At 69.9% G+C, this 23,447-nt stretch carries 22 protein-coding genes; 15 read left to right on the forward strand and 7 right to left on the reverse strand.

Annotated features, from left to right (window positions below):
* Positions 1 to 110: 110 nt before the first annotated feature.
* Entirely contained in the window at positions 111 to 806 is a 696-nt protein-coding gene (locus tag MUN76_RS10385) for an IclR family transcriptional regulator (protein WP_244684483.1), read from the reverse strand.
* A gap of 91 nt (positions 807 to 897) precedes the next feature.
* On the opposite strand from MUN76_RS10385, the gene MUN76_RS10390 reads away from it, so the two are divergent.
* Together MUN76_RS10390 and MUN76_RS10395 are read left to right on the forward strand one after the other, a co-directional pair.
* Entirely contained in the window at positions 898 to 1,998 is a 1,101-nt protein-coding gene (locus MUN76_RS10390) for an ATP-binding protein (RefSeq protein WP_244684484.1), read from the forward strand.
* 138 nt (positions 1,999 to 2,136) lie between these two features.
* On the forward strand, positions 2,137 to 2,406 hold the full coding sequence (locus MUN76_RS10395; RefSeq protein ID WP_244684485.1) for a hypothetical protein: 270 nt from the start codon (positions 2,137 to 2,139) through the stop codon (positions 2,404 to 2,406).
* Between the two features lie 31 nt (positions 2,407 to 2,437).
* Here the strand turns inward: MUN76_RS10395 and MUN76_RS10400 are convergent, their stop codons facing one another.
* Positions 2,438 to 3,052: a TetR/AcrR family transcriptional regulator gene (locus MUN76_RS10400; RefSeq protein WP_244684486.1), complete on the reverse strand. Its 615-nt coding sequence runs from the start codon at positions 3,050 to 3,052 to the stop codon at positions 2,438 to 2,440.
* A gap of 235 nt (positions 3,053 to 3,287) precedes the next feature.
* Between MUN76_RS10400 and MUN76_RS10405 the strand changes: the two genes are divergently transcribed.
* The 3 genes from MUN76_RS10405 to MUN76_RS10415 are packed head-to-tail and all read left to right on the forward strand — an operon-like array spanning position 3,288 to position 7,293.
* Positions 3,288 to 4,217 carry an alpha/beta fold hydrolase gene (locus tag MUN76_RS10405; protein ID WP_244684487.1) on the forward strand — a complete coding sequence of 310 codons (930 nt, stop codon included), beginning with the start codon at positions 3,288 to 3,290 and terminating at the stop codon, positions 4,215 to 4,217.
* Positions 4,214 to 5,410: a M20 family metallopeptidase gene (locus MUN76_RS10410; RefSeq protein ID WP_244684488.1), complete on the forward strand. Its 1,197-nt coding sequence runs from the start codon at positions 4,214 to 4,216 to the stop codon at positions 5,408 to 5,410. Before MUN76_RS10405 ends, MUN76_RS10410 begins: the two co-directional genes overlap by 4 nt.
* Positions 5,407 to 7,293: a S9 family peptidase gene (locus MUN76_RS10415; RefSeq protein WP_244684489.1), complete on the forward strand. Its 1,887-nt coding sequence runs from the start codon at positions 5,407 to 5,409 to the stop codon at positions 7,291 to 7,293. Before MUN76_RS10410 ends, MUN76_RS10415 begins: the two co-directional genes overlap by 4 nt.
* Positions 7,294 to 7,370: 77 nt before the next feature.
* On the opposite strand, the gene MUN76_RS10420 is transcribed toward MUN76_RS10415, so the two are convergent.
* The gene (locus tag MUN76_RS10420) at positions 7,371 to 8,111 is read right to left on the reverse strand and encodes a TetR/AcrR family transcriptional regulator (RefSeq protein WP_244684491.1); all 741 of its coding nucleotides are present in this window, start codon (positions 8,109 to 8,111) and stop codon (positions 7,371 to 7,373) included.
* Between the two features lie 208 nt (positions 8,112 to 8,319).
* On the opposite strand from MUN76_RS10420, the gene MUN76_RS10425 reads away from it, so the two are divergent.
* The 6 genes from MUN76_RS10425 to MUN76_RS10450 all read left to right on the forward strand — a co-directional run bounded on the left by MUN76_RS10425 (position 8,320) and on the right by MUN76_RS10450 (position 15,118).
* Positions 8,320 to 10,020 carry a peptide ABC transporter substrate-binding protein gene (locus tag MUN76_RS10425; RefSeq protein ID WP_244684493.1) on the forward strand — a complete coding sequence of 567 codons (1,701 nt, stop codon included), beginning with the start codon at positions 8,320 to 8,322 and terminating at the stop codon, positions 10,018 to 10,020.
* Between the two features lie 44 nt (positions 10,021 to 10,064).
* Entirely contained in the window at positions 10,065 to 11,033 is a 969-nt protein-coding gene (locus MUN76_RS10430; protein WP_244684495.1) for an ABC transporter permease, read from the forward strand.
* Complete coding sequence (locus tag MUN76_RS10435; protein WP_244684497.1) at positions 11,033 to 11,917, forward strand: ABC transporter permease; 885 nt, start codon at positions 11,033 to 11,035, stop codon at positions 11,915 to 11,917. Before MUN76_RS10430 ends, MUN76_RS10435 begins: the two co-directional genes overlap by 1 nt.
* A 13-nt stretch (positions 11,918 to 11,930) precedes the next feature.
* Complete coding sequence (locus MUN76_RS10440; RefSeq protein ID WP_244684499.1) at positions 11,931 to 12,947, forward strand: ABC transporter ATP-binding protein; 1,017 nt, start codon at positions 11,931 to 11,933, stop codon at positions 12,945 to 12,947.
* Entirely contained in the window at positions 12,944 to 13,927 is a 984-nt protein-coding gene (locus tag MUN76_RS10445) for an ABC transporter ATP-binding protein (RefSeq protein WP_244684501.1), read from the forward strand. Before MUN76_RS10440 ends, MUN76_RS10445 begins: the two co-directional genes overlap by 4 nt.
* Before the next feature lie 102 nt (positions 13,928 to 14,029).
* Complete coding sequence (locus MUN76_RS10450; protein WP_244684503.1) at positions 14,030 to 15,118, forward strand: tartrate dehydrogenase; 1,089 nt, start codon at positions 14,030 to 14,032, stop codon at positions 15,116 to 15,118.
* Positions 15,119 to 15,182: 64 nt separating this feature from the next.
* Here MUN76_RS10450 and MUN76_RS10455 read toward each other — a convergent pair whose 3' ends face one another.
* The gene (locus MUN76_RS10455) at positions 15,183 to 16,463 is read right to left on the reverse strand and encodes a glycerate kinase (RefSeq protein ID WP_244684505.1); all 1,281 of its coding nucleotides are present in this window, start codon (positions 16,461 to 16,463) and stop codon (positions 15,183 to 15,185) included.
* A 162-nt stretch (positions 16,464 to 16,625) separates the two neighbouring features.
* On the reverse strand, positions 16,626 to 18,227 hold the full coding sequence (locus MUN76_RS10460) for an SDR family NAD(P)-dependent oxidoreductase (RefSeq protein ID WP_244684507.1): 1,602 nt from the start codon (positions 18,225 to 18,227) through the stop codon (positions 16,626 to 16,628).
* A 141-nt stretch (positions 18,228 to 18,368) separates the two neighbouring features.
* Here MUN76_RS10460 and MUN76_RS10465 point away from each other — a divergent pair, with 141 nt between their 5' ends.
* Positions 18,369 to 18,839, forward strand: a complete 471-nt coding sequence (locus tag MUN76_RS10465) for a DoxX family protein (protein ID WP_244684509.1) — start codon at positions 18,369 to 18,371, stop codon at positions 18,837 to 18,839.
* Here the strand turns inward: MUN76_RS10465 and hisC are convergent.
* Together hisC and MUN76_RS10475 are read right to left on the reverse strand one after the other, a co-directional pair.
* The gene (gene hisC, locus MUN76_RS10470; protein ID WP_244684511.1) at positions 18,836 to 19,906 is read right to left on the reverse strand and encodes a histidinol-phosphate transaminase; all 1,071 of its coding nucleotides are present in this window, start codon (positions 19,904 to 19,906) and stop codon (positions 18,836 to 18,838) included. The genes MUN76_RS10465 and hisC overlap by 4 nt on opposite strands.
* A gap of 125 nt (positions 19,907 to 20,031) precedes the next feature.
* Positions 20,032 to 20,514, reverse strand: a complete 483-nt coding sequence (locus MUN76_RS10475) for an Lrp/AsnC family transcriptional regulator (protein ID WP_244684513.1) — start codon at positions 20,512 to 20,514, stop codon at positions 20,032 to 20,034.
* 189 nt (positions 20,515 to 20,703) lie between these two features.
* Between MUN76_RS10475 and MUN76_RS10480 the strand changes: the two genes are divergently transcribed.
* Genes MUN76_RS10480 through MUN76_RS10490 form a run of 3 tightly spaced genes read left to right on the forward strand, consistent with a single transcriptional unit; the run spans position 20,704 to position 23,386 of the window.
* A complete protein-coding gene (locus MUN76_RS10480) occupies positions 20,704 to 22,131 on the forward strand; it encodes a sodium:solute symporter family protein (RefSeq protein ID WP_244684515.1) in 1,428 nt (475 codons plus the stop codon).
* On the forward strand, positions 22,124 to 22,807 hold the full coding sequence (locus MUN76_RS10485; RefSeq protein WP_244684517.1) for an SDR family NAD(P)-dependent oxidoreductase: 684 nt from the start codon (positions 22,124 to 22,126) through the stop codon (positions 22,805 to 22,807). Before MUN76_RS10480 ends, MUN76_RS10485 begins: the two co-directional genes overlap by 8 nt.
* A gap of 45 nt (positions 22,808 to 22,852) precedes the next feature.
* Positions 22,853 to 23,386: a YbhB/YbcL family Raf kinase inhibitor-like protein gene (locus MUN76_RS10490; RefSeq protein WP_244684518.1), complete on the forward strand. Its 534-nt coding sequence runs from the start codon at positions 22,853 to 22,855 to the stop codon at positions 23,384 to 23,386.
* Positions 23,387 to 23,447: the final 61 nt, after the last annotated feature.

A 23,447-nucleotide genomic window follows, 5' to 3' on the forward strand; every position in this document is an offset into this window, starting at 1 on the left:
GGAGTTCGATATGTGAGCTCAATGTTACGCGCGTGTCTCGAAACCGATCCACCACTTCGCAAAGTGGATACGCCGAGCACCGCTCCCTCGCAGCGTCGAGGGGAGCGCGGCTACTCCGACCAGACGTCTCCGGGGCGCTCCACGCGCAGCGCGGCGTGCTGGAGCGCCGGGGTCACCTCGCCGAGCGTGTGGGCGCCGGTCGGGAAGATGACGGCGAGGCTCGCTGCCTGACCATCGCCCAGACGGATCGGCCGCGCGACGGCCTCGAAGCCCGGGAACGGGGTGCCCTTCGTGTGCACGTGGCCGATGCTGCGGGCGAGGGCGATCTCGTCCGCCTCGTACTCCGTGGCCGGGCCGCAGGCCAGGATCGCCATGCCGGGCGCACCGTCCGAGAGCAGGAAGCGCGTGCTCCGGCGGATCGCGACGGCGGCGGATCGGTGCGCGGGTCGGATCGACGCCAACACGACCGCGTGGTCCTTCTGCGGCACGCTGAAGATCGCGGTCGCCGAGGTCGCTGCCGCCAGTTCCTCGAGCACCTCCTCGATGCGCACCTCGGAATTGCTGATGCTGGCCTCCGCCAGCGCCGCGACTCCGGTGCCGAGGGTGTATCGGCCGTCGGACGCCCGCGTCACGAACGTGTAGTCCTCGAGCGTGCGGAGGATCCGGTAGACCACCGAGCGGTGCAGGCCGAGGGCGTCGGCGAGTTCCTGGCTCGTGCGACGCTGCCCGTCCGCGAGCGTCTGCAGCGCGTCGAGCCCGCGCTCGAGCGTCTGGGAGCGAACCGCGCGGTTCTTGGCTTCGGTCATGGTGATTGCCATGCTAGCGAAGCCCTGGCGGCCCCGCTCCCCACGCACACCAGCACTAGATCGTGACCCGCCTCGCCCCTAGCATGGAGCCATGCAGCTCAGGGTGGGGACGCGCATCGATGCGGAGGGGCCCGGTCTCGTGACCGCGTCCAAGATGAACCGGCACACGTTCTGGTGCGGGCAGAGCGGATCGGGCAAGACGTACGCGCTCGGCGTGCTGCTCGAGCAGGTGCTGCTGCACACCCGTCTGCCGCTCGTGATCCTCGACCCCAACTCCGACTTCGTGCGGTTCTCCGAGCTGCGCGCCGATGCCTCCGAGGCCGACGCCGCGGAGCTCCGATCCCGCAGCGTGCGCGTGCTGCGGCCGCACACCGCGGAGGATCCGCTCAAGGTGCGCTTTCTGAGCATGCCGCTGATCTCCCGCGCCGCGCTCCTCCAGATCGATCCGCTGCGCGACGCCGACGAGTTCAACGCGATGATCAAGATGGAGCCCGAGGTGCTGGCGGGTCTGCAGGAGCCGCTCGCGGACTGGCTGCGCGCGAGCGGCAATCCGGTGCACCGCAAGATCGCGATCCGGCTCGAGAATCTCGGCCTCGCCGACCTCGATCTGTGGGCGGGCCGCCACCGCTCCGTCATCGAGTTCATCGACGACCGGGCCGACGCGACGGTCGTCGACCTCGGCGGATTCTCGACGCCGCTCGAGCCGAAGGCGACGGCGCTGGCGGTGCTCGACCACCTGTGGGAGCGCCGCGCTGACCGGATCGGCCGCCTCATCGTCATCGACGAGGCCCACAACCTGTGCTCGCCCGATCCGGTGACGGCGGTCGACACGCTGCTCACCGAGAGGATCGTGCAGATCGCGGCGGAGGGGCGGAAGTACGGCCTCTGGCTGCTCATGTCGACCCAGCGGCCGTCGAAGGTGCACCCGAACGCGCTCTCGCAGTGCGACAACCTCGGGCTCATGAAGCTCAGCTCTCCGGGTGATCTCGCCGAGCTCGCGCGCGTGTTCGGGTACGCGCCCGCCGAACTGCTGAGCCGCGTCACCGGGTTCTCGCAGGGGCAGGCGCTGTTCGCGGGCGGCTTCGTGGCCGAGCCGCAGGTGGTGCAGATGCGGGATCGCCTCACGCTCGAGGGTGGCTCGGATGTCGCGATCGAGCTGCGGGATCACGTCGCGCGGGGGCTACCCGACTGACGGTCGCGGGCGCAACCCCCTGCAGCTCGGGTGCCGCTCCCGTAGCGTGAGGAGTGTTCGCCAGCACTGATGCGAACAGCACTGATGCGAGCAGCACCGACGCGAACGCGTCTGCACAGACCGACGAAGGGAGCGACCATGACCGATCGCAACACCGAAGCGGATCCCGAGCGGGGCACCTCGCCGGATGCGGCTCCGGACGTCGAGAGCGACCCGGCGCGAGACGATCGCGTCGGCTCCGACTGGAGCGACGAGGGCGGCGCGGCACCGGATGGGCCGGCGACGTCGACCCGGTCCGATGGCAGTGAAGCCGATGACGAAGCCGATGACGGCGAGCAGGACGGTGCACGGCTCCTGCACCCCGACGAGGTCGTCGGCCCGCAGATCACCCTCGACCCGCCGGATTGATTCGACTGAGTCGAGGAGAGGCGGCTCGCGCCTACCGGGTGCCGGTGGGCGCGAACAGCTCGAGCAGGAGCGGCCGGACCCGCGTGATGCGATCGGGCAGTGACGCCCAAGCGTCGCGCATGCCCGACATCACCTGCGCGCCGACGAACACCTCGTTCAGGATCTCCGCGAGTTCCTCGGCCGGACGCGGCGACGTGACGGAACCGTCGGCGATCCCGGCGACGATGATCTCCTGCGTGATCTCCTGCCAGCTGACGTAGTCGCCGTACCCCCGCGCCTGGAGCTCGTCGGGCAGCGAGTTCAGGAGCCGGATCCCGGCCTGGACCATCGCGTCGCGTGCGATGAGCGCCGCCATCTCGTCGATGAGCGACAGGAGCTGGGCCAGTGCGTGCTCGTGCGGCGCCTCGGCGACGGCTGACAGCACGGTCTTCATGCGGGTCTGCTGCTCGTCGAGCACGGCGCTCGCGATGTCGTCCTTGTTGCCGAAGTGGAAGTACAGGGAGCCGAGGCTGATCCCCGCCTCCTCCGAGATGTCCTTGAGTTTGGCCGTGTCGTACTCCATACGCGCGAACACGCGCGCCGATGCCTCGATGAGAGCGGTCTGGGTGGCGATCCCTCGCTGCTGCTTGCCGCGTCGTTCTGTCATGCTGCCGCCCCCGGCCGGTCATCCATCGTTCAACGGATCGCCAGAGGATCCGCTCGCATGCATTGTCGCACACGGGATTCAGCGCGAGCTTTGAGCGCCTGCCGAGGATCCTGGCGATCGGAGCGGTGCGAACGCAGGGCCGTCCCTCGGCCGAAGGCTCGTCCGCACTCGGCCGGTGCTCCGCAGGCGTCGCCGGGCCTCTTGCGCGAGAATGCAATTCCGATAGTCTAAGGTATTGACTACTGAATTTGCATCGAAGGGCGGTCGCACCGTGGTTCTCCAGCTCACTCCCGTCCGAAGCGAGCACGCCGGGGTGCGGATCTCGGGTTGCGTGGGCGGCAGCGGCGCACCCGTGCTGCTGCTGCACGGCTATCCCCAGACGAGCCGCATGTGGCACCCGGTCGCGGAGCGGCTCGCGGAGCATCACACCGTGGTGCTCGCGGATCTGCGCGGGTACGGTGATTCCGACAAGCCGGCTCCGGCTCCGGATGGCTCCACCTACGCCAAACGCGCGATGGCGCGGGATCAGCACGCGCTCATGCACTCCCTCGGCTTCGACCGCTTCGCGGTCGTCGGTCACGACCGCGGCGCCCGGGTCGCGCATCGGCTCGCCCTGGATGCACCCGAAGCCGTCGACCGCCTCGCGGTGCTCGACATCGTCCCCACCCTCCACATGTTCGATCACGTCGACCGTGCGATGGCCTCGACGTATTTCCACTGGTTCTTCCTCGCGCTCAGGAACGGGCTCCCGGAGTCCCTCATCTCTGCGGACCCCCGCACCTGGCTCCGCAGCCGTTTCACCGGGCGCAACGCCGGAGGCAGGCCCATCGACCCCGAGGCCTACGCCGAGTACGAGCGGTGCTTCCTGAGCCCGGGCGCCATCGAGGCCTCGACCGCCGACTACCAGTCGGCCGCCACGGTCGACCTCGAGCACGATCGCGCAGATCACCTCGCCGACCGCCGACTCGCGATGCCGCTGCTCGCGCTCTGGGGCGCGCACGGCTACGTCGGCGCGAACTTCGACGTGGTGGACGTGTGGCGCACGTACGCCGAACATGCGCGAGGCACGGAGATCTCGGCCGACCACTACCTCGCCGAGGAGGCGCCGGAGCGGGTCGCCGAAGAACTGCTGGCGTTCCTGGCAGAGCGTGAGGACGCAGCGTGAGCGCCGGCAGTGCCGTGACCTCCGGCGAATCCGACGCCGGCACCGACGCCGGGCTCGCCGCCGAGGCCCGCTTGCGCCAACTGGTCGAGATCGAGTCCCCGACCGGGCATCGAGCCGGGATCGGTGCGTGCTTCGACCTCGTCGATTCCTGGGTTGCGCCGCTCCTCGGGCGCCCCGGCACCCGAGACGTCGTCGACGGAGTCGAGCACCTGTCGTGGCGCGCCCCGGACGACGCGGGAGTGCTGCTGCTCGGGCACATGGACACCGTGTGGCCCGTCGGCACGCTCACCCGGATGCCCTACACGCGCGACGGAGAGCGGGTGAGCGGGCCCGGCACCTTCGACATGAAGGCCGGGATCGTCGCGGCGATCGGGGCGCTCGAGCTGCTGCGGGGATCGGCGGTCCTGGACTCGGTCTCCGTGCTCCTCACTGGCGACGAGGAGACCGGTTCGCTCACGTCGAGGCCGCTCATCGAGGCGGCGGCTCTGCGCTCGAACGCCGTGCTGATCGGCGAACCGAGCCTGCGCGGTGCCGTAAAAGTCGCGCGTCGGGGAGCGAGCATCTACCGCCTCGATGTGACAGGTCGCGCGGCGCACGCGGGGCTCGACCCGGAGAAGGGGGTGAGCGCGATCGCGGAGCTCTCGCACCAGGTGCTCGCGCTCGCCGCACTCACCGAACCCGCCCTGGGCACCACCGTCACGCCGACCGTGTCCCGCGCGGGCACCACCGTCAACACCGTGCCGGAGCACGCGGAGGTGCACGTCGACGTGCGGGCGTGGTCCATGGCGGAGCTCGAGCGCATCGACGCGCGGATCCGTGGGCTGGTCCCGGTGGATCCCGGCGCGCGCCTCACGATCTCCGGCGGCATCAACCGCCCTCCGCTCCAGCGCGAGCTCGCCCAGGGCCTCTACGATCTCGCGAGGGAGGTCGCGGATGATCTGGGTCATGCGCCGCTCGAGGGGACGGAGGTCGGGGGCGGCTCCGACGGCAACTTCACGGCCGCGCTCGGGATCCCGACACTCGATGGGCTCGGACCCCTCGGAGACGGGGCGCACGCGCCGCACGAGTGGGTGCACCTCGGCTCCGTCGTCGAGCGATCCCAGGTGCTCGCGGGGCTGATCACTCGGCTGCAGGCCTCGCCATCGCGCGACCTTTCATCGATACTCAGTGAGGAAGAAGAGGACACGAAATGACCGACGATCTCACGCCGCAGGGTGTCCGGAGTGCGGACGCCCCCGAGTGGACCGCGCACTTCCGGACCCCGCATCTCATGACGATCAAACCGGTGGCGGGGGACCCCGACACCGCCCTCGTCGTCGAGGTGCAGCACGAGGATGCGCGGGGGCGGATCTGGCGGTCGCGCGCGCAGCCCGGTCACGCCGAGTGGTCTGAGGAGCTCCCGTTCCCCGTGGGCTACAGCACGCTGCCGACGCGGGACGGCGACGGGGTCGTGGTGCTCGAGGACGACGGCGGCTCCGAGGTAGGCGGGCTCGTCGTCCGATCGATCGACGGCACGGAGCGCATCGAACTCACCCCCGGGCGCGCCCCCTACGTCGTGCGCGGCATGGAATTCTCCGCCGACGGCAGTCAGTTCCTCATCACCGCGGTCGATGACGACGGGTTCCACCTGCTCGCGGTGCCGGCCGCCCCGTGGGGGCCGGCGCGGGAGATCTGGCAGTCCGAGCACGAGGGGTGGTACGGGCGCGCATCCGCGGACGGCACCCTCGCCTCGATCGACTCCACGGACCACAATCCCGGCTGGCGCCGCACCGCCGTGACGGTGATCGACGTGGCGAGCGGCGAGATCGTGGCCGTGGCGAACGACCTCCCCGCTGGGCCGATCCGCGCCGTCAGGTTCTCCCCGGTGCCGGGGGATCAGCGCGTTCTGCTGAACACCGAGCGCAGCGGCTTCGCGCGGCCGGCGATCTGGTCGCCCCTCACCGGTGAGCGGATCGACTTCGACCTGCCGCAGTTCACGGGCGATGTGCTGCCCCTCGACTGGTCGCCGGCGCAGGATCGGGTGCTCCTCCTCCACGTCGAGGACGGCGTGCAGCGACTCCTGCTGCTCGACACCGCGAGCGGCTCGGTCGAGGTCGTTCGCGAGGGAGACGGAAGCTACGCGACCCCCGACGTCGCGGCGGAGCACGCCTACTACACACAGTCGTACCTGGGAGGCGACGGTCGGGTGCTGTCGGTGGAGCAGGCGTGGGATCGTCCGCCGGGACTGGTGGAGGTGGCCCTCGACGGTGCCGTGCGGACGGTGATCGCTCCCGCCGATGTTCCCGCGGGTCGCGGCTTCTCGTCCGAGATGGTGACGAGCGCCGACGGCACACGCGTGCAGCTCTGGTCGGCATTCCCGGAAGGGCAGCCGAGGGGCACGATCCTCATCGTCCACGGCGGGCCGAATCTCGTAACTTCGGACGCCTACTCGCCGGAGGCGCAGGCCTGGCTCGCCGAGGGCTACGCGGTCGCCGCGGTGAACTTCCGCGGATCCGTGCTGTTCGGCCGGGACTTCCGCGAGGGCTTCTGGGAGGAGCACGGCGATCGGGAGATCGCGGACATCCGCGCGGCCATCGAACGGCTGCGGGAGCTCGGTGCCGCCGATCCCGCATCGACCTTCATCACCGGTCCCTCGTACGGCGGGCATCTCACGCTGCTCTCCCTGGGCCGCCTGCCGGAGCTGTTCGCCGGCGGGTTCGCGATCGTGGCGATGGCGGACTGGGCTGCCGCGTTCGCCGAGATGAACGCGGCGCTGCGACCCGTGTGGGAGCGGGTGCTCAGCAACCGCGGACTGAGCTTCGAGGAGGCCTGCGCGAAGCTCTCCGCGATCACCTACACGAGCGAGGTCACCGGATCCGCTTGGCTCTGCCAGGGCGCTCGCGACACACGCACTCCTCCGACGCAGGCGCAGAACTACGCCGATCGTCTGCGCGCCGACGGCGGGGACGTGCTCCTCGAGTGGTTCGACGCCGGGCACGAGCCCGACGGGCTGGCCGGCGAGGAGATCTGGCAGCACCGCATGGTGGAGCTCGCGGAGCGTACGCGGCGGGGAGAGCGCTGGTCGACTGCGGGGTGAGCGGAGGCCGGACGCCGGAGCCGGAACCCGTGTGGTGAGTCCGACTCGGCGGCGCCACGCTCGATCGGCGTGGGCGGCTACGCCTCGCGTTCCGCGGCGAGCGCGTCGGCGCGGTGCTGCAGCCCGTCGAGCAGGAGCTCGAGCCCGATGTCGAAGGTGTCGGGATCCCCGATGCGGAGCGGCGGTCGCCCGATGCTGCTGATGGCGGGGAAGTCCCCGGGCTCGAGCTGCTCGAACTGCAGCCGCCAGGCGAGCTCGTCCTCGCGCTGCACGTCCTCCGGGAGCGAGCGCGATGCCGCCTCGATGCTGGAGAGCGACCGCACGTAGTTGCCGAAGACCCGTTCGTAGCGGAGGGCGTCATCGGGGCCGAAGCCCGCGTCGAGCAGTGAGCGGAGAATGAACTCCATATTGACGAACTCGCGATGGAGGCGTGTGGTGCGGGCGGCCATCTGCTGCGCGAGCTGCGGATAGCGCAGGTAGTGGTCGTGCACCACCCGCGCAGCCAGGCGGAGGTCCTCGCGCCAGGATCCGGTCGGGACGAGCGCCCCGAGGTAGGACCGATCCCGCAGCGAGTCGATCAGGGCGAGCACCAGCTCGTCCTTGTCCTTGAAGTGCCGGTACATCGAGGTCGGGTGCGCGCCGAGCTCGTCGCCGAGCGACTGGAAGGTCAGCCCGTCGAGCCCGTCGCGAACGGCGATGCTCTCGGCGGCAGCGATGATGTTCTCGCGGTTGAGGGAGTCCCGTTTGCGCCGGGTCTTCACGACCTTCGGGGCCTGCGGGGTGCTGTCCCCGGGGGTCGAGCTACTGGGATCGGTCACGGAACTCCTTGCCTGAACTGGCGTCGTGCACCCCAGGATAGTCCGCTTGGAGATGAAGGGAAAGTTTCAAGTCGATTACATAGTCAATGAGATTGACGATAAGACTTGCTATCTCACGCATTCGCAACTACGGTGATGAGCACGGCATCGGATTCCGCGGAATTCGCGACCGAGAACGCAACGAGGCTTCACCAAGGAAGGAACTGCAATGACGAGTTTCGCCCCACCGACCCGGGCAACCACTCCACGGCTCCGGCGTCTGCTCCTGCCAGCCGTCGCGGCACTCGCCATCGGCCTGAGCGGGTGCGCGAGCTCCGGTACGGCGACGGAATCCGCCTCCGGCACCGGTGCCGCGGGCGGAACGCTCGTCATCGGCGCGGAGCAGGAGCCGGACTGCGCCGACTGGATCGCCACCTGCGCGGGCAACATCTGGGGCTCGTACACGATGCGCACCCCGACGCTGCCGAGCGCGTTCGACACCCGCGAGGTCGACGGCAGCTGGCAGCTCGTCGCCTCGAATCTGCTCGCCGGCGAACCGACCGTGGAGGTGCGGGGGGACGGCAAGCAGGTCATCACGTACCAGATCAATCCCGAAGCGGTCTGGTCCGACGGCGAGCCGATCACCGGAGCCGACTTCGTCTACACCGGACTCGAGATCCGGGACGGCGACGACATCTTCGACAAGACGGGCTACGCGCTCATCGAATCCATCGAGGCCCCCGACGAGAAGACCGCGGTCGTCACGATGAGCGAGGAGTACGGCAACTGGCGCGTGCTCTTCAGCGGTGACTACTCGCTCCTCCCGCAGCACCTCCTCGAGGGGCAGGATCGCGCCGCGATCATGAAGGACGGCTACGACTTCTCAGGCGGCCCGTGGAAGATCGACGCCTGGACCAAGGGCGAGTCGGTCACCCTCGTCCCGAACGAGAACTACTGGGGCGAACAGCCCAAGCTCAGTCAGGTCACCTTCCAGTTCATCACCGACACCGCGGCGGCCTTCCAAGCGCTCAAGAGCGGGCAGGTGCAGGCGCTCTACCCGACCCCGCAGCTCGACGCACTGAGCCAGATCGAGGCCGGCGTGCCGAACACGAACATCGAGGTCGATCCGGCATCGGGCAATCTCGAGGCGCTCTGGGTCAATAACGAGGCCGCGCCCTTCGACAGCGTCGCCGTGCGCCAGGCGCTCGCCTTCGCGATCGACCGCCCGGCCATCGTGGAGCGGCTGTACGGCAAGCTCGGTGTGAGCGAGGCCCAGCAGAGCTTCCTCACCCCGCTGAACGGTGACTTCGCCTCGGATGAGTTCTCCCAGTACACGCTCGACCTCGACAAGGTCGACGAGCTCATGACGGGCGACGGCTGGGCGAAGAACGCCGACGGGGTGTGGGCGAAGGGCGACCAGGTCGCCGAGTTCCGCGTCACGTCGCACGCCGGGAACAAACGACGCGAGCTCACCGAGCAGGTGCTGCAGGCGCAGCTCAAGGACGCGGGATTCTCGCTGACGATCGCGAATGCCACCGGCGCCGACATCTTCTCGAAGCTCGCGCCCGAGGGGGACTTCGACCTCGGTCTCTGGACGATCATCGATACGACGCCGCAGCCGGCGCTCGCCGCATCGTTCACGCAGAGCGCGATCCCGAGCGCGGAGAACGGCTACTCCGGCATCAACTTCGTTCGGACGCGAATCGAGGGCCTCGATGAGCTCCTCACCACCGTCGAGCGGAGCGTCGACCCCGAGGTGCGCCGCGAGGCCTCGCTCGAGGCCGAGAAGCTCATCGCCGAGGGGATCCCGGGCATCCCGGTGGCCACGGTGCCGAACATCCTCATGACGAGCGAGCGCATCGGCGGGCCCGTGGCGATCAATCCCTCCGAGGGCCCCTTCTGGAACCTCGAAGAGTGGACCATTGGCTGACCACCCACCAGCGGTGCGCGCTGAGCTGAGGGGATGGAGGACGCATGTTTAGCTACGCGCTGCGACGACTCGCGTACTCCATCCCCGTCGTGCTCGTCGGATCATTCCTGCTCTTCTGGGCGGTCCGCGTCGCGTTCGATCCGCTCGGCAAGCTCCGTCAATCCCCGGACCCGACGGTGGTCGAACGGGAGATCACCCGACTCGGCCTGGACCGGTCGATTCCGGAGCAGTACTTCCTCTGGCTGGGCGGACTGTTCTCGGGCAACTGGGGGATCAGCTCGCGGACGGGCGGTGAGGTTCTCCCGATGATCGGGGCGGCCGCGTGGCCCACCCTGCAGCTGATCTTCTGGGGGGTGCTGATCGGCTCGCTCATCGCGCTCGCCGTCGGGGCGTACTCGGCGGTGAAGCAGTACAGCGTCGCCGACTACGTGTTCACCGCGGCGTCGTACCTCGGTATCGCGCTCCCCGCCTTCTGGTTCGGGCTGCTCCTCATCCAGGTCTTCGGAGTGTGGCCGGTGCAGTCGCTCGGAGCCTCCGAGCCGCCGCTCTTCTTCGTGGGGCTCCACTCGGTGGGCAGCTCCGGGTTGAACTGGGACTACCTGCGACATCTCGTGCTCCCGGTCGCCACCCTCACCATCACCCTCGTCGCGAGCTGGAGCCGATTCGGCCGCGCGTCGATGCTCGACGCGCTCTCGAGCGAGTACGTGCGCACGGCGCGGGCCAAGGGGGTGCCGCGTCGCCAGGTCGTGGTGCGGCACGCCCTCCGCAACTCCCTCGCGCCGTTCATCACGGTGGTGCTGCTCGACGCGGGAGTGCTGTTCGGCGGCCTCGTCGTGACGGAGCAGATCTTCTCGATCCCGGGCATGGGCAAGCTTCTGCTCGACTCGCTCCTGGCCGGAGACGCCTTCGTGCTGCTGCCGTGGATGCTCCTGGTCGCCCTCGCGATCGTCGTCTTCAACCTGCTGGCCGACCTGAGCTACGCGTTCCTCGACCCGAGAGTGAAGCTGCGATGATGAGACCCCGCACCACCGTGATTCCGGTGGCCACCGAATCGACCTCACAGTGGACGCAGATCCGCCGTCGCTTCTTCCGCCATCGCCTGGCGGTCACGGGCCTGATCGTCCTGCTGCTGCTCGCGATCGCCTGCTACGGCTCGCCGTTCCTCGCACCGTACCCCGAGAACTTCCAGGACCTCCTCCTCGGTTCGACCGGCCCGAGCGCCGAGCACTGGCTCGGCACGGACGACCTGGGCCGCGACTTCTTCAGCCAGCTCCTGTACGCCGGTCGGATATCGCTCTCGGTCGGTCTCGGCGTGGGGCTGCTGTCCACGGCGCTCGGCGTCGCGGTCGGCTCGGTCGCCGGCTACTTCGGCGGCTGGGTGGACGAACTCCTCATGCGGATCGTCGATCTCTTCCTCATCGTGCCGGCCATCGCGGTGCTCGCGCTCGCGTTGCAGGGGCTCGGCACCTCGCCGATCACGATCGTGCTGGTGCTGAGCGGCCTCGGCTGGACCGTGATCGCCCGCGTGGCGCGCTCCCAGGTGCTCTCGCTGCGCGAGAAGGAGTTCGTCGACGCGGCCGTGGTGCTCGGCGCATCCCCCGTCCGCGTGCTGGTGCGGCACATGCTGCCGAACCTCGCCGGGGTGATCGCGGTCAACGTCTCGCTCTCCGTCGCCGCCGCAATCATCACCGAGTCGACGCTGAGCTTCCTCGGCTTCGGGGTGCAGCCACCCGATTCGAGCTGGGGCAACATGCTCAGCCAAGCCGCCGGGCTGCTCGGCACCCCGCAGATGCACCTGCTGATCTATCCCGGCCTGTTCATCCTGGTCACCGTGCTGGCCGTGAACTTCATCGGCGACGGGCTCCGGGATGCCTTCGACCCGCACGCGAAACACTGAGCTGGGAGCCCGCATGACGCACGATGCAGAGCCGATCCTCGAGGTCACCGATCTGTCCATCACCTTCTCGACCGACGCCGGCACGGCCACGTCGGTCGACGGACTGAGCTTCCAGTTGTTCCCCGGCGAGACGCTGGGGGTGGTGGGCGAGTCGGGGTCGGGCAAGAGCGTGACCTCGATGGCGGTCCTCGGTCTGCTGCCGAAAGCGGCCACCGTGACCGGTTCGATCCGGCTCGGCGGTGAGGAGTTGCTCGGTCGGAGCGAGGGGCAGCTCCGCGAGATCCGGGGCAAGCGGATCGCGATGATCTTCCAGGACGCGCTCGCGGCGCTCAACCCCGTGCACTCCGTGGGGGACCAGCTCGCCGAGGCGGTGCGGGTGCACGACCCGAAGCTTCCGCGTGCCGAGCTCCGCGCACGGGCGATCGAGCTGCTCGACACCGTCGGCATCCCATCGCCCGAGCAGCGGGTGGACCAGTTCCCGCATGAGTTCTCCGGGGGCATGCGGCAGCGCATCATGATCGCGATGAGCATCGCGAACGATCCCGATGTGCTGATCGCGGACGAGCCGACGACGGCGCTCGACGTCACCGTGCAGGCGCAGGTGCTCGATGTGCTGCGCCGGATCCAGGAGCGCACCGGTTCCGCGATGCTCCTCATCACCCACGACCTCGGTGTGGTTGCGGGCCTCGCCGACCGAGTGCTCGTGATGTACGCGGGTCGGAAGGCCGAGGAGGCGCCGGTCGAACCGATCTTCTACGAGACCGCGCACCCCTACACGCTGGGTCTCCTGCGATCCATGCCCCGACTCGATATCGACGCGGGCTCCGAGCCGCTCTACTCGATCCCGGGCACACCGCCCGAGGCCACTCGGCAGCCCCCCGGCTGCCGGTTCGCGCCGCGCTGCGCGTTCGCCGTCTCTGGGCTCTGCGACACCCATGAGGTGCCGCTGCATCGGATCGCCGACGACCACCTGGCGGCCTGCCTCCGACTCGACGACGTGCGGGCCGAACGAATGGAGGGTGCACGATGAGCACTGCGCTCGAAGTCCGCGACCTGGTGAAGGAGTTCCCCGTCCGCGGGGGCGCGCTGCGCCGGCGCACCGGGACCGTCCACGCGCTCTCGGGCGTCAGCTTCACCGTGCAGCGCGGCACCACACTCGGCATCGTCGGAGAGTCGGGGTGCGGCAAGAGCACGCTGGGCCGATCCATCGTGCGGCTGCACGACGTCGACGAGGGCACCATTCAGCTCGACGGTGTGCCGATTGAACGGGCCCGCGGTGCCGAACTGCGCCGCACGCGCCGTCGGATCCAGATGGTGTTCCAGGATCCCTATGCCTCCCTCGACCCGCGTATGACGGTGCGCTCGATTCTGACCGAGCCGCTGGAGATCCACGGGCTCCACAGCGGATCGCGCAGCGCCCGGGCGCAGGAGCTGCTCGAGATGGTCGGTCTGAACCCGGCCTTCGCCAATCGGTACCCCCACGAGTTCTCCGGAGGCCAGCGCCAGCGCATCGGCATCGCGCGAGCGCTCGCAGTCGAGCCCGAGGTGATCGTGCTCGACGAGCCGGTCAGCGCGCTCGACGTGAGCGTGCAGGCGGGAGTGCTCAACACGCTGAGCGATCTGCAGCGGGAGCTCGGGCTCACCTACGTCTTCATCGCGCACGATCTCTCCGTCGTACGGCACCTGAGCGACCACGTCGCGGTGATGTACCTCGGCAAGATCGTCGAATCGGCGCCGGTGGATGAGCTGTTCACCCGGCCGCAGCACCCGTACACGCAGGCGCTGCTCTCGGCCGTGCCGATCCCGGACCCACGGATTGAGCGGGCCCGGGAACGCATCGTGCTGCGCGGCGACGTGCCGAGCCCGGTGAACCCGCCGAGCGGCTGCCGATTCCGCACCCGCTGCTGGAAGGCGACGGAGCGGTGCGCGACCGAGGTGCCGGACCCGGCGCCCGCGGCGGACGGCAGCCTGGTGGCGTGCCACTACCCCGAGATCCGACAGGTCGTCTAGCGCGGGGTGATCCCGCGCCGACCCTCGCCCGAACTGCCGCTTGCCATCGCCAACACCATCCCCGACCTCCACCCGCACCATCCCCCGACCAGAGAGGGCCCCATGACTTCCCCCCACCGCATTGCAGTGATCGCCGGCGACGGCATCGGACGCGAGGTCGTCCCCGAGGGCCTCCGGGCGCTCGAGGCCGTGCGCGAGCGCTTCGGACTCGACTTCGCGTTCACGCACTTCGACTTCGCGAGTGCCGATTACTACCTCGAGCACGGGCAGATGCTGCCCGACGACTGGTTCGAGCAGCTGCGCGGGTTCGACGCGATCTTCTTCGGCGCCGTGGGGTGGCCCGATGTTGTGCCCGACCACGTCTCGCTGTGGGGGAGTCTGCTGCAGTTCCGCCGCTCCTTCGATCAGTACATCAACCTGCGTCCCTGCCGCCTCATGCCCGGCGTCGCGAGTCCACTCGTGGGCCGCGGACCCGGCGACGTCGACTTCGTCGTCGTGCGCGAGAACACCGAGGGCGAGTACTCGTCGATCGGCGGCCGCATGTTCGAGGGCACGGAGCGCGAACTGGTGCTGCAGGAGACGATCATGACCCGGATCGGCGTCGACCGCGTGCTGGAGTACGCGTTCGACCTCGCCCAGCGTCGACCCCGGCAGCATCTGACCTCTGCGACGAAGAGCAACGGCATCTCGATCTCGATGCCCTACTGGGACGAGCGGGTGCGGGCCGCGGCGGAGCGCCATCCCGGGGTCGCCTGGGACCAGTCGCACATCGACATCCTCACCGCGAACTTCGTGCTCCATCCCGACCGCTTCGACGTGGTCGTCGCGAGCAACCTCTTCGGCGACATTCTCTCCGACCTCGGTCCGGCGTGCACGGGCACCATCGGGATCGCGCCCAGCGCCAACATCAATCCCGCGGGTGACTTCCCCAGCCTGTTCGAGCCCGTGCACGGGTCGGCCCCCGACATCGCCGGTCGCGGGATCGCGAACCCGATCGGACAGATCTGGTCGGCGTCGATGATGCTCGACCACTTCGGCGAGGCGGAGGCGGGCGCCGCGGTGCTCGCGGCGATCGAGGAGGTGCTCCTGACCGGGGCCGAGCAGGGGGTGCTCACTCCGGATCTCGGCGGCCGAGCGACGACGGTGGAGTTGGGAGCGGCGATCGCCGACCGGATCGTGCGCGGCGCCTGACTGGTGCTGCGGGGTGTTGCTTGCTGGCCTCGCGGCGGCTCACCGCAACTGGCAAGGTCGCGCCCTACCGCAGGGGCCGCGGAAGCGCGGTGAGCAGCGCGCTCACGTGAGCCGCGGCCTCGGCGAGCAGTTCGAGGCAGTCGGCCTGGAGCTCCTCGAGCGAGGCGGGCCCGGAGGCGATCGAGATTGCCGCAGTCACCCCCGCGGCGCGGGTCGCCTCGGCCGAGAGGCCCACGGAACCGGCGATCACCACGACGGGCGTCGTGTCCCCGGCCTCAGCCAGTACCTGGGACACCACTTTGCCGTCGAGCGATTGCGTGTCGAAGCGGCCCTCGCCGGTGATGACGAGCGCCGCCCCGTGGAGTGCCTCGGCGAGCCCCACGGCGTCGCTCACGAGGTCGGCACCGGGCAGCAGCTCGGCGCCGAACAGCGCGACGGGGCCGAGCGCGAGGCCGCCCGCGGCGCCGAGTCCCGCGCGCGAGGTCAGCGCCGCGTGCTCCGAGTGCGCCGCGTGCTCCGAGTGCTCCGAGTGCACTGACTGCGCCGCGTGCTCCTGCGCGGAGGTTGCGTCCTCGGCGTCGTGCGCATCGTCCGTCGCGAGCGTCGCGAGCGCCGCGACCAGCACCCCCGCGAGGTTCGCGAGCCCGGCGTCGATGTCCGCGACATCGGCGGGGGTCGCCCCCTTCTGCGGTCCGAAGACGGCGGCCGCGCCGCGCTCGCCGACGAGCGGGTTGTCGACGTCGCAGGCGATGCGCCAGGTCGCGGCGCGCGCGCGCGGATCCAGCTCGCTCAGGTCGACCCGCGCGAGATCCGCGAGCCCCCGCGCCCCGGGCGCCACCGGCTGACCCGCGACATCGAGGAGGCGGGCGCCGAGGGCGCGCAGCATGCCGGCGCCGCCGTCGCTCGTGGCCGAGCCGCCCAGGCAGAGGAGCAGTTCGGTCGCCCCGGCGTCGAGTGCCGCGAGGATCAGCGTGCCGACCCCCGCGGAGTCCGCGTCGAGCGCGTGCAGCGGCTCATCGGAGACGAGCGGCAGACCGTTGGCGTCCGCGGTCTCGATGATCGCCGAGCTCGCCTGTCCGCCCCGCGACGCGAATCCCACGCGACCCGTCTGCGGGCGGCCGAGCGCGTCGGTCGTCGGCACCTCGGCGATCCGCCCGCCCCACGCGGAGACCAGCGCGTCGAGTGTGCCCTCGCCGCCGTCCGCGAGCGGGATCGTGCGGATCTCGACCCGGTCGCCGAGCGCCGAGCGAACCCCGGCAGCAAGCGCCTGCGCGGCCTCCGGGGAGGTGCAACTGCCCTTCAGCGAATCGGGTGCGATCACGATCACCGGCGCGGCGTTGCTCATGCCTCCAGCCTACCGATCGCCGGGGGTTCGTTCGGGGGCCAGATGCCAATCATCCAGGGGATTTCAGACATTCAGGACGCACGGGGCGCGGAGGCTCCGTCAGGGGTGACATCTCCGTCGCGAGTGGCGGCGTCCACGCCGCCCGATCAGCGCAGCCCACCCCTACCAGGGGCTGGGCCGGTAGTCCTTGAGGAAGCACCCGAAGAGATCCTCGCCCGCCTCGCCGCGGACGATCGGGTCGTACACCCGCGCGGCGCCGTCGACGAGATCGAGCGGCGCGTGGAAGCCCTCCTCGGCCAACCGCACCTTGGTGAAGTGCGGACGCTCGTCGGTGATCCACCCGGTGTCGACGGCGGTCATCAGGATCCCGTCGGTCGTCAGCATCTCCTCGGCGCTCGTGCGCGTGAGCATGTTGAGGGCCGCCTTGGCCATGTTCGTGTGAGGGTGCCCCGGACCCTTGTAGCGGCGGGAGAACTGCCCCTCCATCGCCGACACGTTCACGACGTACGTGCGCCGCGCACCCGACGCGACCATCGACGCGCGGAGCCGGCTGATCAGCAGGAACGGCGCGGTGGTGTTGCAGAGCTGCACCTCGAGCATCTCGAGCGGATCGACCTCCTGCACGTGCTGCACCCAGCTGTTGACGTGCGCGATGTCGGGCACGAGGCCCCCGGCGTCGATGGCCGTGCCGTCGGCGTGTTTGGTGAGGGACGAGGATCCCGCCGTCATCGCGAGCGAGCTGAGCTCGTCGGCGCTCAGGCTCTGGGCCAGACCCTCGGCGATGGTGCCGGCGAGGGTGGTGCCGGCATGGGTGCCCGGAAGCACGGATCTGCCCTGCGCCGAATCGCTCGGCGCCAAGTCACTCGGCGCCGACGCATCCGGAGCCGCCTCGCCCACCGACGCCTCGAGCGCCTGCGGGTGCACCTGCGCCGTGCTGCCGAGCACCTCGATCTCGGGCATCGGGCCGTCCGGCAGCGGCTCGTGCTCCGCGTCCGCGAGGTAGGAGTAGGAGCCGGGGGAGCGCCGCACGGTCTGCGCCGCGTTGTTGATGAGGATGTCGAGCGGGCCCCGGCTCGCGACCGAGTCGGCGAGGCGGATCACCTGCGCGGGATCCCGCAGGTCGATGCCGACGATGCGCAGCCGGTGGAGCCACTCATCTGCGTCCGGGAGGGACGCGAAGCGGCGGGCGGCGTCGCGCGGGAAGCGGGTGGTGATGGTGGTGTGCGCGCCGTCGCGCAGCAGACGGAGCGCGATGTGCATGCCGATCTTGGCGCGGCCGCCCGTGAGCAGCGCGCGCTTGCCGCTCAGGTCGGTGCGGGCAGTGCGCTTGCCGTGGCTGAAGGCCGCGCAGCTCGGGCAGAGCTGGTGGTAGAACGCGTCGACCACCGTGTACGGCTGCTTGCAGATGTAGCAGTTGCGGGGTTTGATGAGCTCGCCGGCGATCGGGGCGCTAGCGCTTGCGGCGAGCGGGATCCCGCGCGTCTCGTCATCGATGCGGTCGGGGGCGCCCGTCGCCGTCGCCGCGATCACGGCGCGGTCGGCGGAGGCGATGGCCTCGCGGTTCTCCCGCCGCCGGTTCAGCTTGACGGCCTTGAACATCGACGAGGTGGCGCGGCGGACCGCCAGGAAGTCGGGGTGATCCGCCGGGAGATCGTGCACGGACGCGATGACGCGGAGGGCGAGCTCGAGATCGGCGGGATCGACGCCCTCGGTGCCAGGGGTTCCCTCGACGGTCTGCTGGGCGTCGGGCGAGGGAGCGGTCATTGGGCCAATTTTACCGCAGGGGCGCGCACGCGCAGATCACGGCCCGTCGACCCGATCTCCGACCGTCGTGGCCGCGTACGCAGGTGGCTGCGCTAGCGTCGGAGGCGACGCGCGCGTCGATGCGCACCCAGGAGGTTGACCATGCCGGATCCCGCACCCCTGACCCGCCGCGTGCTGCGCGCCGCCACCGCCCCGCCGCCTCGGGCGACGCCGCTACAGCACGTCGCTCGCATCGTGCTCGGGGTGTTCCTGTTGTTCGCGGGCATCTCGCACCTCACGTTCGCGCGCGGCCAGTTCCAGGCGCAGGTGCCCGACTGGGTGCCGGCCGACAAGGACTTCGTGGTGATCGCCTCCGGCATCGTGGAGATCACGCTCGGGGGCGCGCTCGTCACGCTCGGGCGGTTCCGGATCCCGGTCGGCTGGATCGTCGCGGCGTTTTTCATCGCGATCTTCCCGGGCAACATCTCGCAGTTCGTCACGCGCACCGACGCGTTCGGGCTGACGAGCGACGCCGCCCGCGGGATCCGCCTGATCTTCCAGCCCCTGCTCGTGCTGTGGGCGCTGTGGTCGTGCGGCGCGCTGACGCGGCGTCGCGGGCGCGTGCGGGACTAGGCCCGCACCGCTCGGGCGGCCTCGAGCACCGCGTCGTTCTCCGCCGGAGTGCCGATCGAGATCCGAAGCCCCTCGCCCGGGAAGCACCGCACGGAGATCCCGTGGCGCTCGAACTCCGCGGAGACCGCGGCGCTGGCCTCCTCGAGCGGGAGCCAGACGAAGTTCGCCTGCGAGGGAACGACCTCGAGCCCGGCGGCCTGCAGGCCGGCCGTCACCCGATCGCGCTCGCTCACGAGCTCGTCGATCCGCGCTTCGAGTTCGGCCTCGGAGGCGAGCGATATCAAGGCCGCCTCCTGCGCCAGCTGTGAGACGGCGAACGGCACGGCGACCTTCCTCAGCGCCTCGGTGACCTGCTGCGACGCGATCGCGTACCCGATCCGCAAACCGGCGAGCCCGTACGCCTTCGAGAACGTGTGCAGCACCGCGATGTTCGGATACCGGCGAAATGCCTCGATGCCGTTCGGGGAGTCGGGATCCCGATCGAACTGCACGTACGCCTCGTCGATGACCACGAGCACGTCTTCCGGTACCACGGCCATGAATCGATCGAGTTCCGCCGTGCTCACCACGGTGCCCGTCGGGTTGTTGGGGTTGCAGACGAAGATCAGGCGCGTGCGATCGGTGATCCGCGAGCCCATGGCGTCGAGGTCGTGACGGGCCGCCCCGTCGAGCGGCACCTCCACGGGAACGGCCCCGGCGACGCGGGTCAGGATCGGATACGCCTCGAACGAGCGCCACGCGAACAGCACCTCGTCACCCGGGGCGGTGAGCGCGTGGATCAACTGCGCGGCCACCTCCACCGATCCCGAACCGAGCGCGATGTTGTCGGCGGTCACCCCGAAGCGCGAGGCCAGGGCCTCGGTGAGTTCGGGCGCGGCGATGCTGGGATAGCGCGAGATCGACGCGGAGAGGATCTCGGTCAGCCGGTGCGCCACCGACGGCAGCGGCAGGTACGGGTTCTCGTTCGACGACAGCTTCACGCTGCGGCCATCGGCCGTGCGGGGCGCGGGCTTCCCCGCGCGGTACGCCATGACGTGCTCGAGTCCGGGTCGGAAGGTGTGCGGCATGTGATCGCTTTCTGGCGCGGGCAACGCGCACGTAGGTGGGGCCCGCACGATCGCGGGTTTCGGGGGCGCCGCGCGCTGGAGGGCGACGCTGCGGTGCGGCCGGCTCGTCGGAGCCGCGCCGGGTGTTACAGCTCGAGTAGGTCGAGCGATTGCACCTTCCGGTGGCTGACCAGGCTGGAGAGGATGACGGAGCTCTTCGTCCGGGTCACCGCGGGGCAGGAACCCAGGGTGAGCAGGACCTCCTGGAGGTGCGCCGTGCTGCGCGCGACCACGCGGCACTGCACGTCGGCACCGCCCGTCGTCGCGAAGGCCTCGATCACGTGGGGCATGCCGTCGAGGTGCTGCTGGATGACCGCGAGCTCGCCCTGCACGACATTCAGCTGCACCCAGGCCTGCACCTCGAAGCCCATCGAGGCCAGATCGAGCTGCGTCTCGTGCCCGATGATGACACCGCTGTCCCAGAGCCGATCGAGGCGCGCTTTGAAGGTCGTGCGCGAGACCCCGACGAGCTCGGCCATCTCTCCGAGGGTCGCTCGCGGCTCATCGCGCAGCGCTCGGAGGACGCGCCGATCGAGGTCATCGATGGCCTGCTGCGTGTCACGCGCCACGGGTCTTCCTTTCCAGTCGCCACCGCCGACCGGATCGGGGCGTGCGTGGCCAGCCTATCGGAAAACGGCCACGAAAGGCGCAATAATGACGGAGAAGGTGAAAGTTAGGTTGCGAAATGAAGAATTGATGGCTAGCTTGGTTTCTGAATCGAAGGCAAGGATGCGTTCGACTTAACATTTTGGAGAAATGTGAACCTCGGAATTACGCTCATGATCGTCGCCTACTTGCTGGTGATGTTCCTCATCGCGGCCTGGCTGCGCAAACGGGTCAAGAACGACACGGACTATCTGCTCGCCGGTCGCAAGATGGGCGCCGGGCTCATCGCCATCATGCTGCTCGCCACGAACTTCGGCGGCGCCTTCGTGCTGGGCACGAGCCAGGATGCGTACTCGGTCGGGTTCGCGGCGATCTCCTTCGCCATCGGGATCTTCGTCGGGTTGGTCTTCCTCGCGCTCTTCGTCGCGAAGCGGGTCCGCGCGGGGTCCTTCGTCACGGTGCCCGACTTCCTCCAGTACCGGTTCAAGAGCCAGTCGGTCCGGCTGCTCGCCTCCACGCTCTCCGTGCTGGCATTGACCGGCATTCTTGCCGGACAGGTCGGAGCCGCAGCGTCGTCGCTGACCGTGCTCGGGCTCACCCCCACCTGGGGCGCCATCGTGGGCACCGCGCTGATCATCGCCTTCACCGTGCTGTCGGGAATGTGGGGCGTCGCGATCACCGATGCGATCCAGTTCGTGGTGATCGTCGTCGGCCTCATCATCGTCGCGGTGATCGCCGTCGGTGCGGCCGGGGGCCTGGGCGTCATCTCCGAGACCTTCGTCACCGACGGGATCGACCAGCCGTTCAACCCGCTGAACCAGGGCTGGTCGTTCCTGCTCGGTGCTGCCCTGCCGGTCGTCGTGCACAAGCTCGTGGGCCAGGACGTGATGCAGCGCGTCTTCTCCGCACGCTCGGTGAAGTCCGCCGCGATGGGTGCAGGACTCGCGGGTGTGCTCACCGCGCTCTTCGCGGTGGTGCCCGCGATCGCCGGCATGGCGGCCCGCACGCTCTACCCCGACCTCGACCCGTCGGTCGGCGTGATGCCCGCCCTCATCAGCAACGTACTGCCGATCTGGGCCGCGGGGATCCTCGTCGCCGCGATCATCTCGGCGGTGATCTCGACGGCGGACGCCCTGCTGCTCGCCGCGGTGAGCAATATCTCGAACGACTTCCTGCTCCGACTGCGGAGCCTCCGCGACAATCCGCGCGCGCAGCTGCGGTGGTCCCGGATCCTGACGGTCGGGCTGGGCGTGCTCGCGCTGGGACTGTCGCTGATCGTGCCCGGCATCATCCAGGTGCTCACCATGGCGTTCACCATGTATGGTTCCGGTGTGTTCGTGTGCTTCATGTTCGGCCTGTTCACGCGATTCGGCGCCGGCAAAGCCGCGCTCGTCTCCATGATCGCCGGCGCCGTCACCGGCCTGCTCGGCCTGACGAACGTCGTCACCGTGCCCGGCGTCCCGCCGATCGTGATCGCGGTCGGGGTGTCCTTCGTCGCCTACGTGATCGTCGCGCTCGCCACCCGAGAGACCTCCGTGGCGCTCGAGGCGCCGACGGAGCGCGAGGTGCAGCATGCGTGAGGCCGGCTCCGCGGTGGTCGTGACCGGCGCGGGTGCCGGGATCGGCCGCGCCGTCGCCGATCACCTCACCGCACTCGGCACCGAGGTGATCCGGCTCGACCGCGATGCGCGGGAGGGCGTACGCGCCTTCGACGTGCGCGACGAGTCCGCGTGGGACGCGCTCTCGCACGAGGGCGTCGTGGGCCTCGTGCACGCCGCGGGCATCCGGCAGCGCAGCCCGCTCGCCGAGACGAGCATCGAGTCCTTCGACGCGGTCATCGACACGAACGTGCGCGGCACGTTCCTGGCGCTGCGCTGGGCCGCGCGTCGCCCGCACGGAGCGCCGCCGCTGTCCGTCGTCACCCTCTCGTCCGCCGTCGTGGATCGACTCCCCGAGGGTCAGCTGCCCTACAACGCGTCGAAGGCCGCGATCAACGTGCTCACGCGCGGTGCCGCGCGGGAGCTCGCCCCGCGCGGGATCCGCGTCAACGCGATCGCCCCGGGTTCGATCCTCACCGCGATGACGGAAGACGGCTGGGCCGATGACGCGCACGCGGCCCGCATGCGCTCGGAGATCCCCGTCGCGCGACCGGGCACGCCGGAGGAGGTTGCTTCGGCTGCGGCTTTCCTGCTGAGCGAGGCCAGCTCCTACATGACCGGCTCCGTCCTCACCGTCGACGGCGGCTGGACCCTCTAACCCGCCTCCCGCTCCAACCCACCCCCACCCCACGAAAGGAACACCTTGACCTACGACCCGTACGCCGCCCTCCCCGAGGTCCCGTCGTTCACCCTCACCTCGACCTCGTTCACGGACGGCGGCCGGCTCGCGCTGCCCCAGATCGCTGGGATGATCGGGACCGGCGGGGGCGACCGCCTCCCGCAGCTCAGCTGGTCCGGCGCCCCGGAGGGGACGCGGAGCTTCGCCGTCACCTGCTACGATCCCGACGCTCCCACCGCGAGCGGGTTCTGGCACTTCGCCGCCTACAACCTGCCCGCCGACACCACGTCGCTCGATGAGGGCGCCGTCACGCTGGACCAGGCGGCCGAGTCCTTCCCGGCAGAGGCCTCGCTGCTGCGCAACGACGGCGGCATCGCCGGATTCGTCGGATCCGCGCCGCCGCCCGGACACGGCGACCACCGCTACATGTTCGTCGTGCACGCGCTCGACGTCGATGCGCTCGAGCTGGATGCGCTCGCGTCGCCGGGGCTGCTCGGCTTCCAGATGTTCGGTCACACGATCGGGCGGGCGCGGATCACCGGGATCTTCGGCCACTAGAGCACGGCAGGGCCGGGGCTGCATCACTGCGGTCCCGGCCCATCGTCGTCTGACCCCTACC

It is taken from the genome of Leucobacter rhizosphaerae, from assembly GCF_022919175.1.
Taxonomy (GTDB): Bacteria; Actinomycetota; Actinomycetes; order Actinomycetales; family Microbacteriaceae; genus Leucobacter; species Leucobacter rhizosphaerae.

Bases quoted from the DNA above. Each gene is read 5' to 3' on its own strand.
- MUN76_RS10425 (WP_244684493.1), top strand. From the start codon at position 8,320: ATGACGAGTTTCGCCCCACCGACCCGGGCAACCACTCCACGGCTCCGG.
- MUN76_RS10460 (WP_244684507.1), bottom strand. From the start codon at position 18,227: ATGACCGCTCCCTCGCCCGACGCCCAGCAGACCGTCGAGGGAACCCCT.
- MUN76_RS10385 (WP_244684483.1), bottom strand. From the start codon at position 806: ATGACCGAAGCCAAGAACCGCGCGGTTCGCTCCCAGACGCTCGAGCGC.
- MUN76_RS10465 (WP_244684509.1), top strand. From the start codon at position 18,369: ATGCCGGATCCCGCACCCCTGACCCGCCGCGTGCTGCGCGCCGCCACC.
- MUN76_RS10430 (WP_244684495.1), top strand. From the start codon at position 10,065: ATGTTTAGCTACGCGCTGCGACGACTCGCGTACTCCATCCCCGTCGTG.
- MUN76_RS10400 (WP_244684486.1), bottom strand. From the start codon at position 3,052: ATGACAGAACGACGCGGCAAGCAGCAGCGAGGGATCGCCACCCAGACC.
- MUN76_RS10435 (WP_244684497.1), top strand. From the start codon at position 11,033: ATGAGACCCCGCACCACCGTGATTCCGGTGGCCACCGAATCGACCTCA.
- MUN76_RS10450 (WP_244684503.1), top strand. From the start codon at position 14,030: ATGACTTCCCCCCACCGCATTGCAGTGATCGCCGGCGACGGCATCGGA.
- MUN76_RS10415 (WP_244684489.1), top strand. From the start codon at position 5,407: ATGACCGACGATCTCACGCCGCAGGGTGTCCGGAGTGCGGACGCCCCC.
- MUN76_RS10485 (WP_244684517.1), top strand. From the start codon at position 22,124: ATGCGTGAGGCCGGCTCCGCGGTGGTCGTGACCGGCGCGGGTGCCGGG.
- MUN76_RS10445 (WP_244684501.1), top strand. From the start codon at position 12,944: ATGAGCACTGCGCTCGAAGTCCGCGACCTGGTGAAGGAGTTCCCCGTC.
- MUN76_RS10395 (WP_244684485.1), top strand. From the start codon at position 2,137: ATGACCGATCGCAACACCGAAGCGGATCCCGAGCGGGGCACCTCGCCG.
- MUN76_RS10390 (WP_244684484.1), top strand. From the start codon at position 898: ATGCAGCTCAGGGTGGGGACGCGCATCGATGCGGAGGGGCCCGGTCTC.
- MUN76_RS10455 (WP_244684505.1), bottom strand. From the start codon at position 16,463: ATGAGCAACGCCGCGCCGGTGATCGTGATCGCACCCGATTCGCTGAAG.
- MUN76_RS10440 (WP_244684499.1), top strand. From the start codon at position 11,931: ATGACGCACGATGCAGAGCCGATCCTCGAGGTCACCGATCTGTCCATC.
- hisC (WP_244684511.1), bottom strand. From the start codon at position 19,906: ATGCCGCACACCTTCCGACCCGGACTCGAGCACGTCATGGCGTACCGC.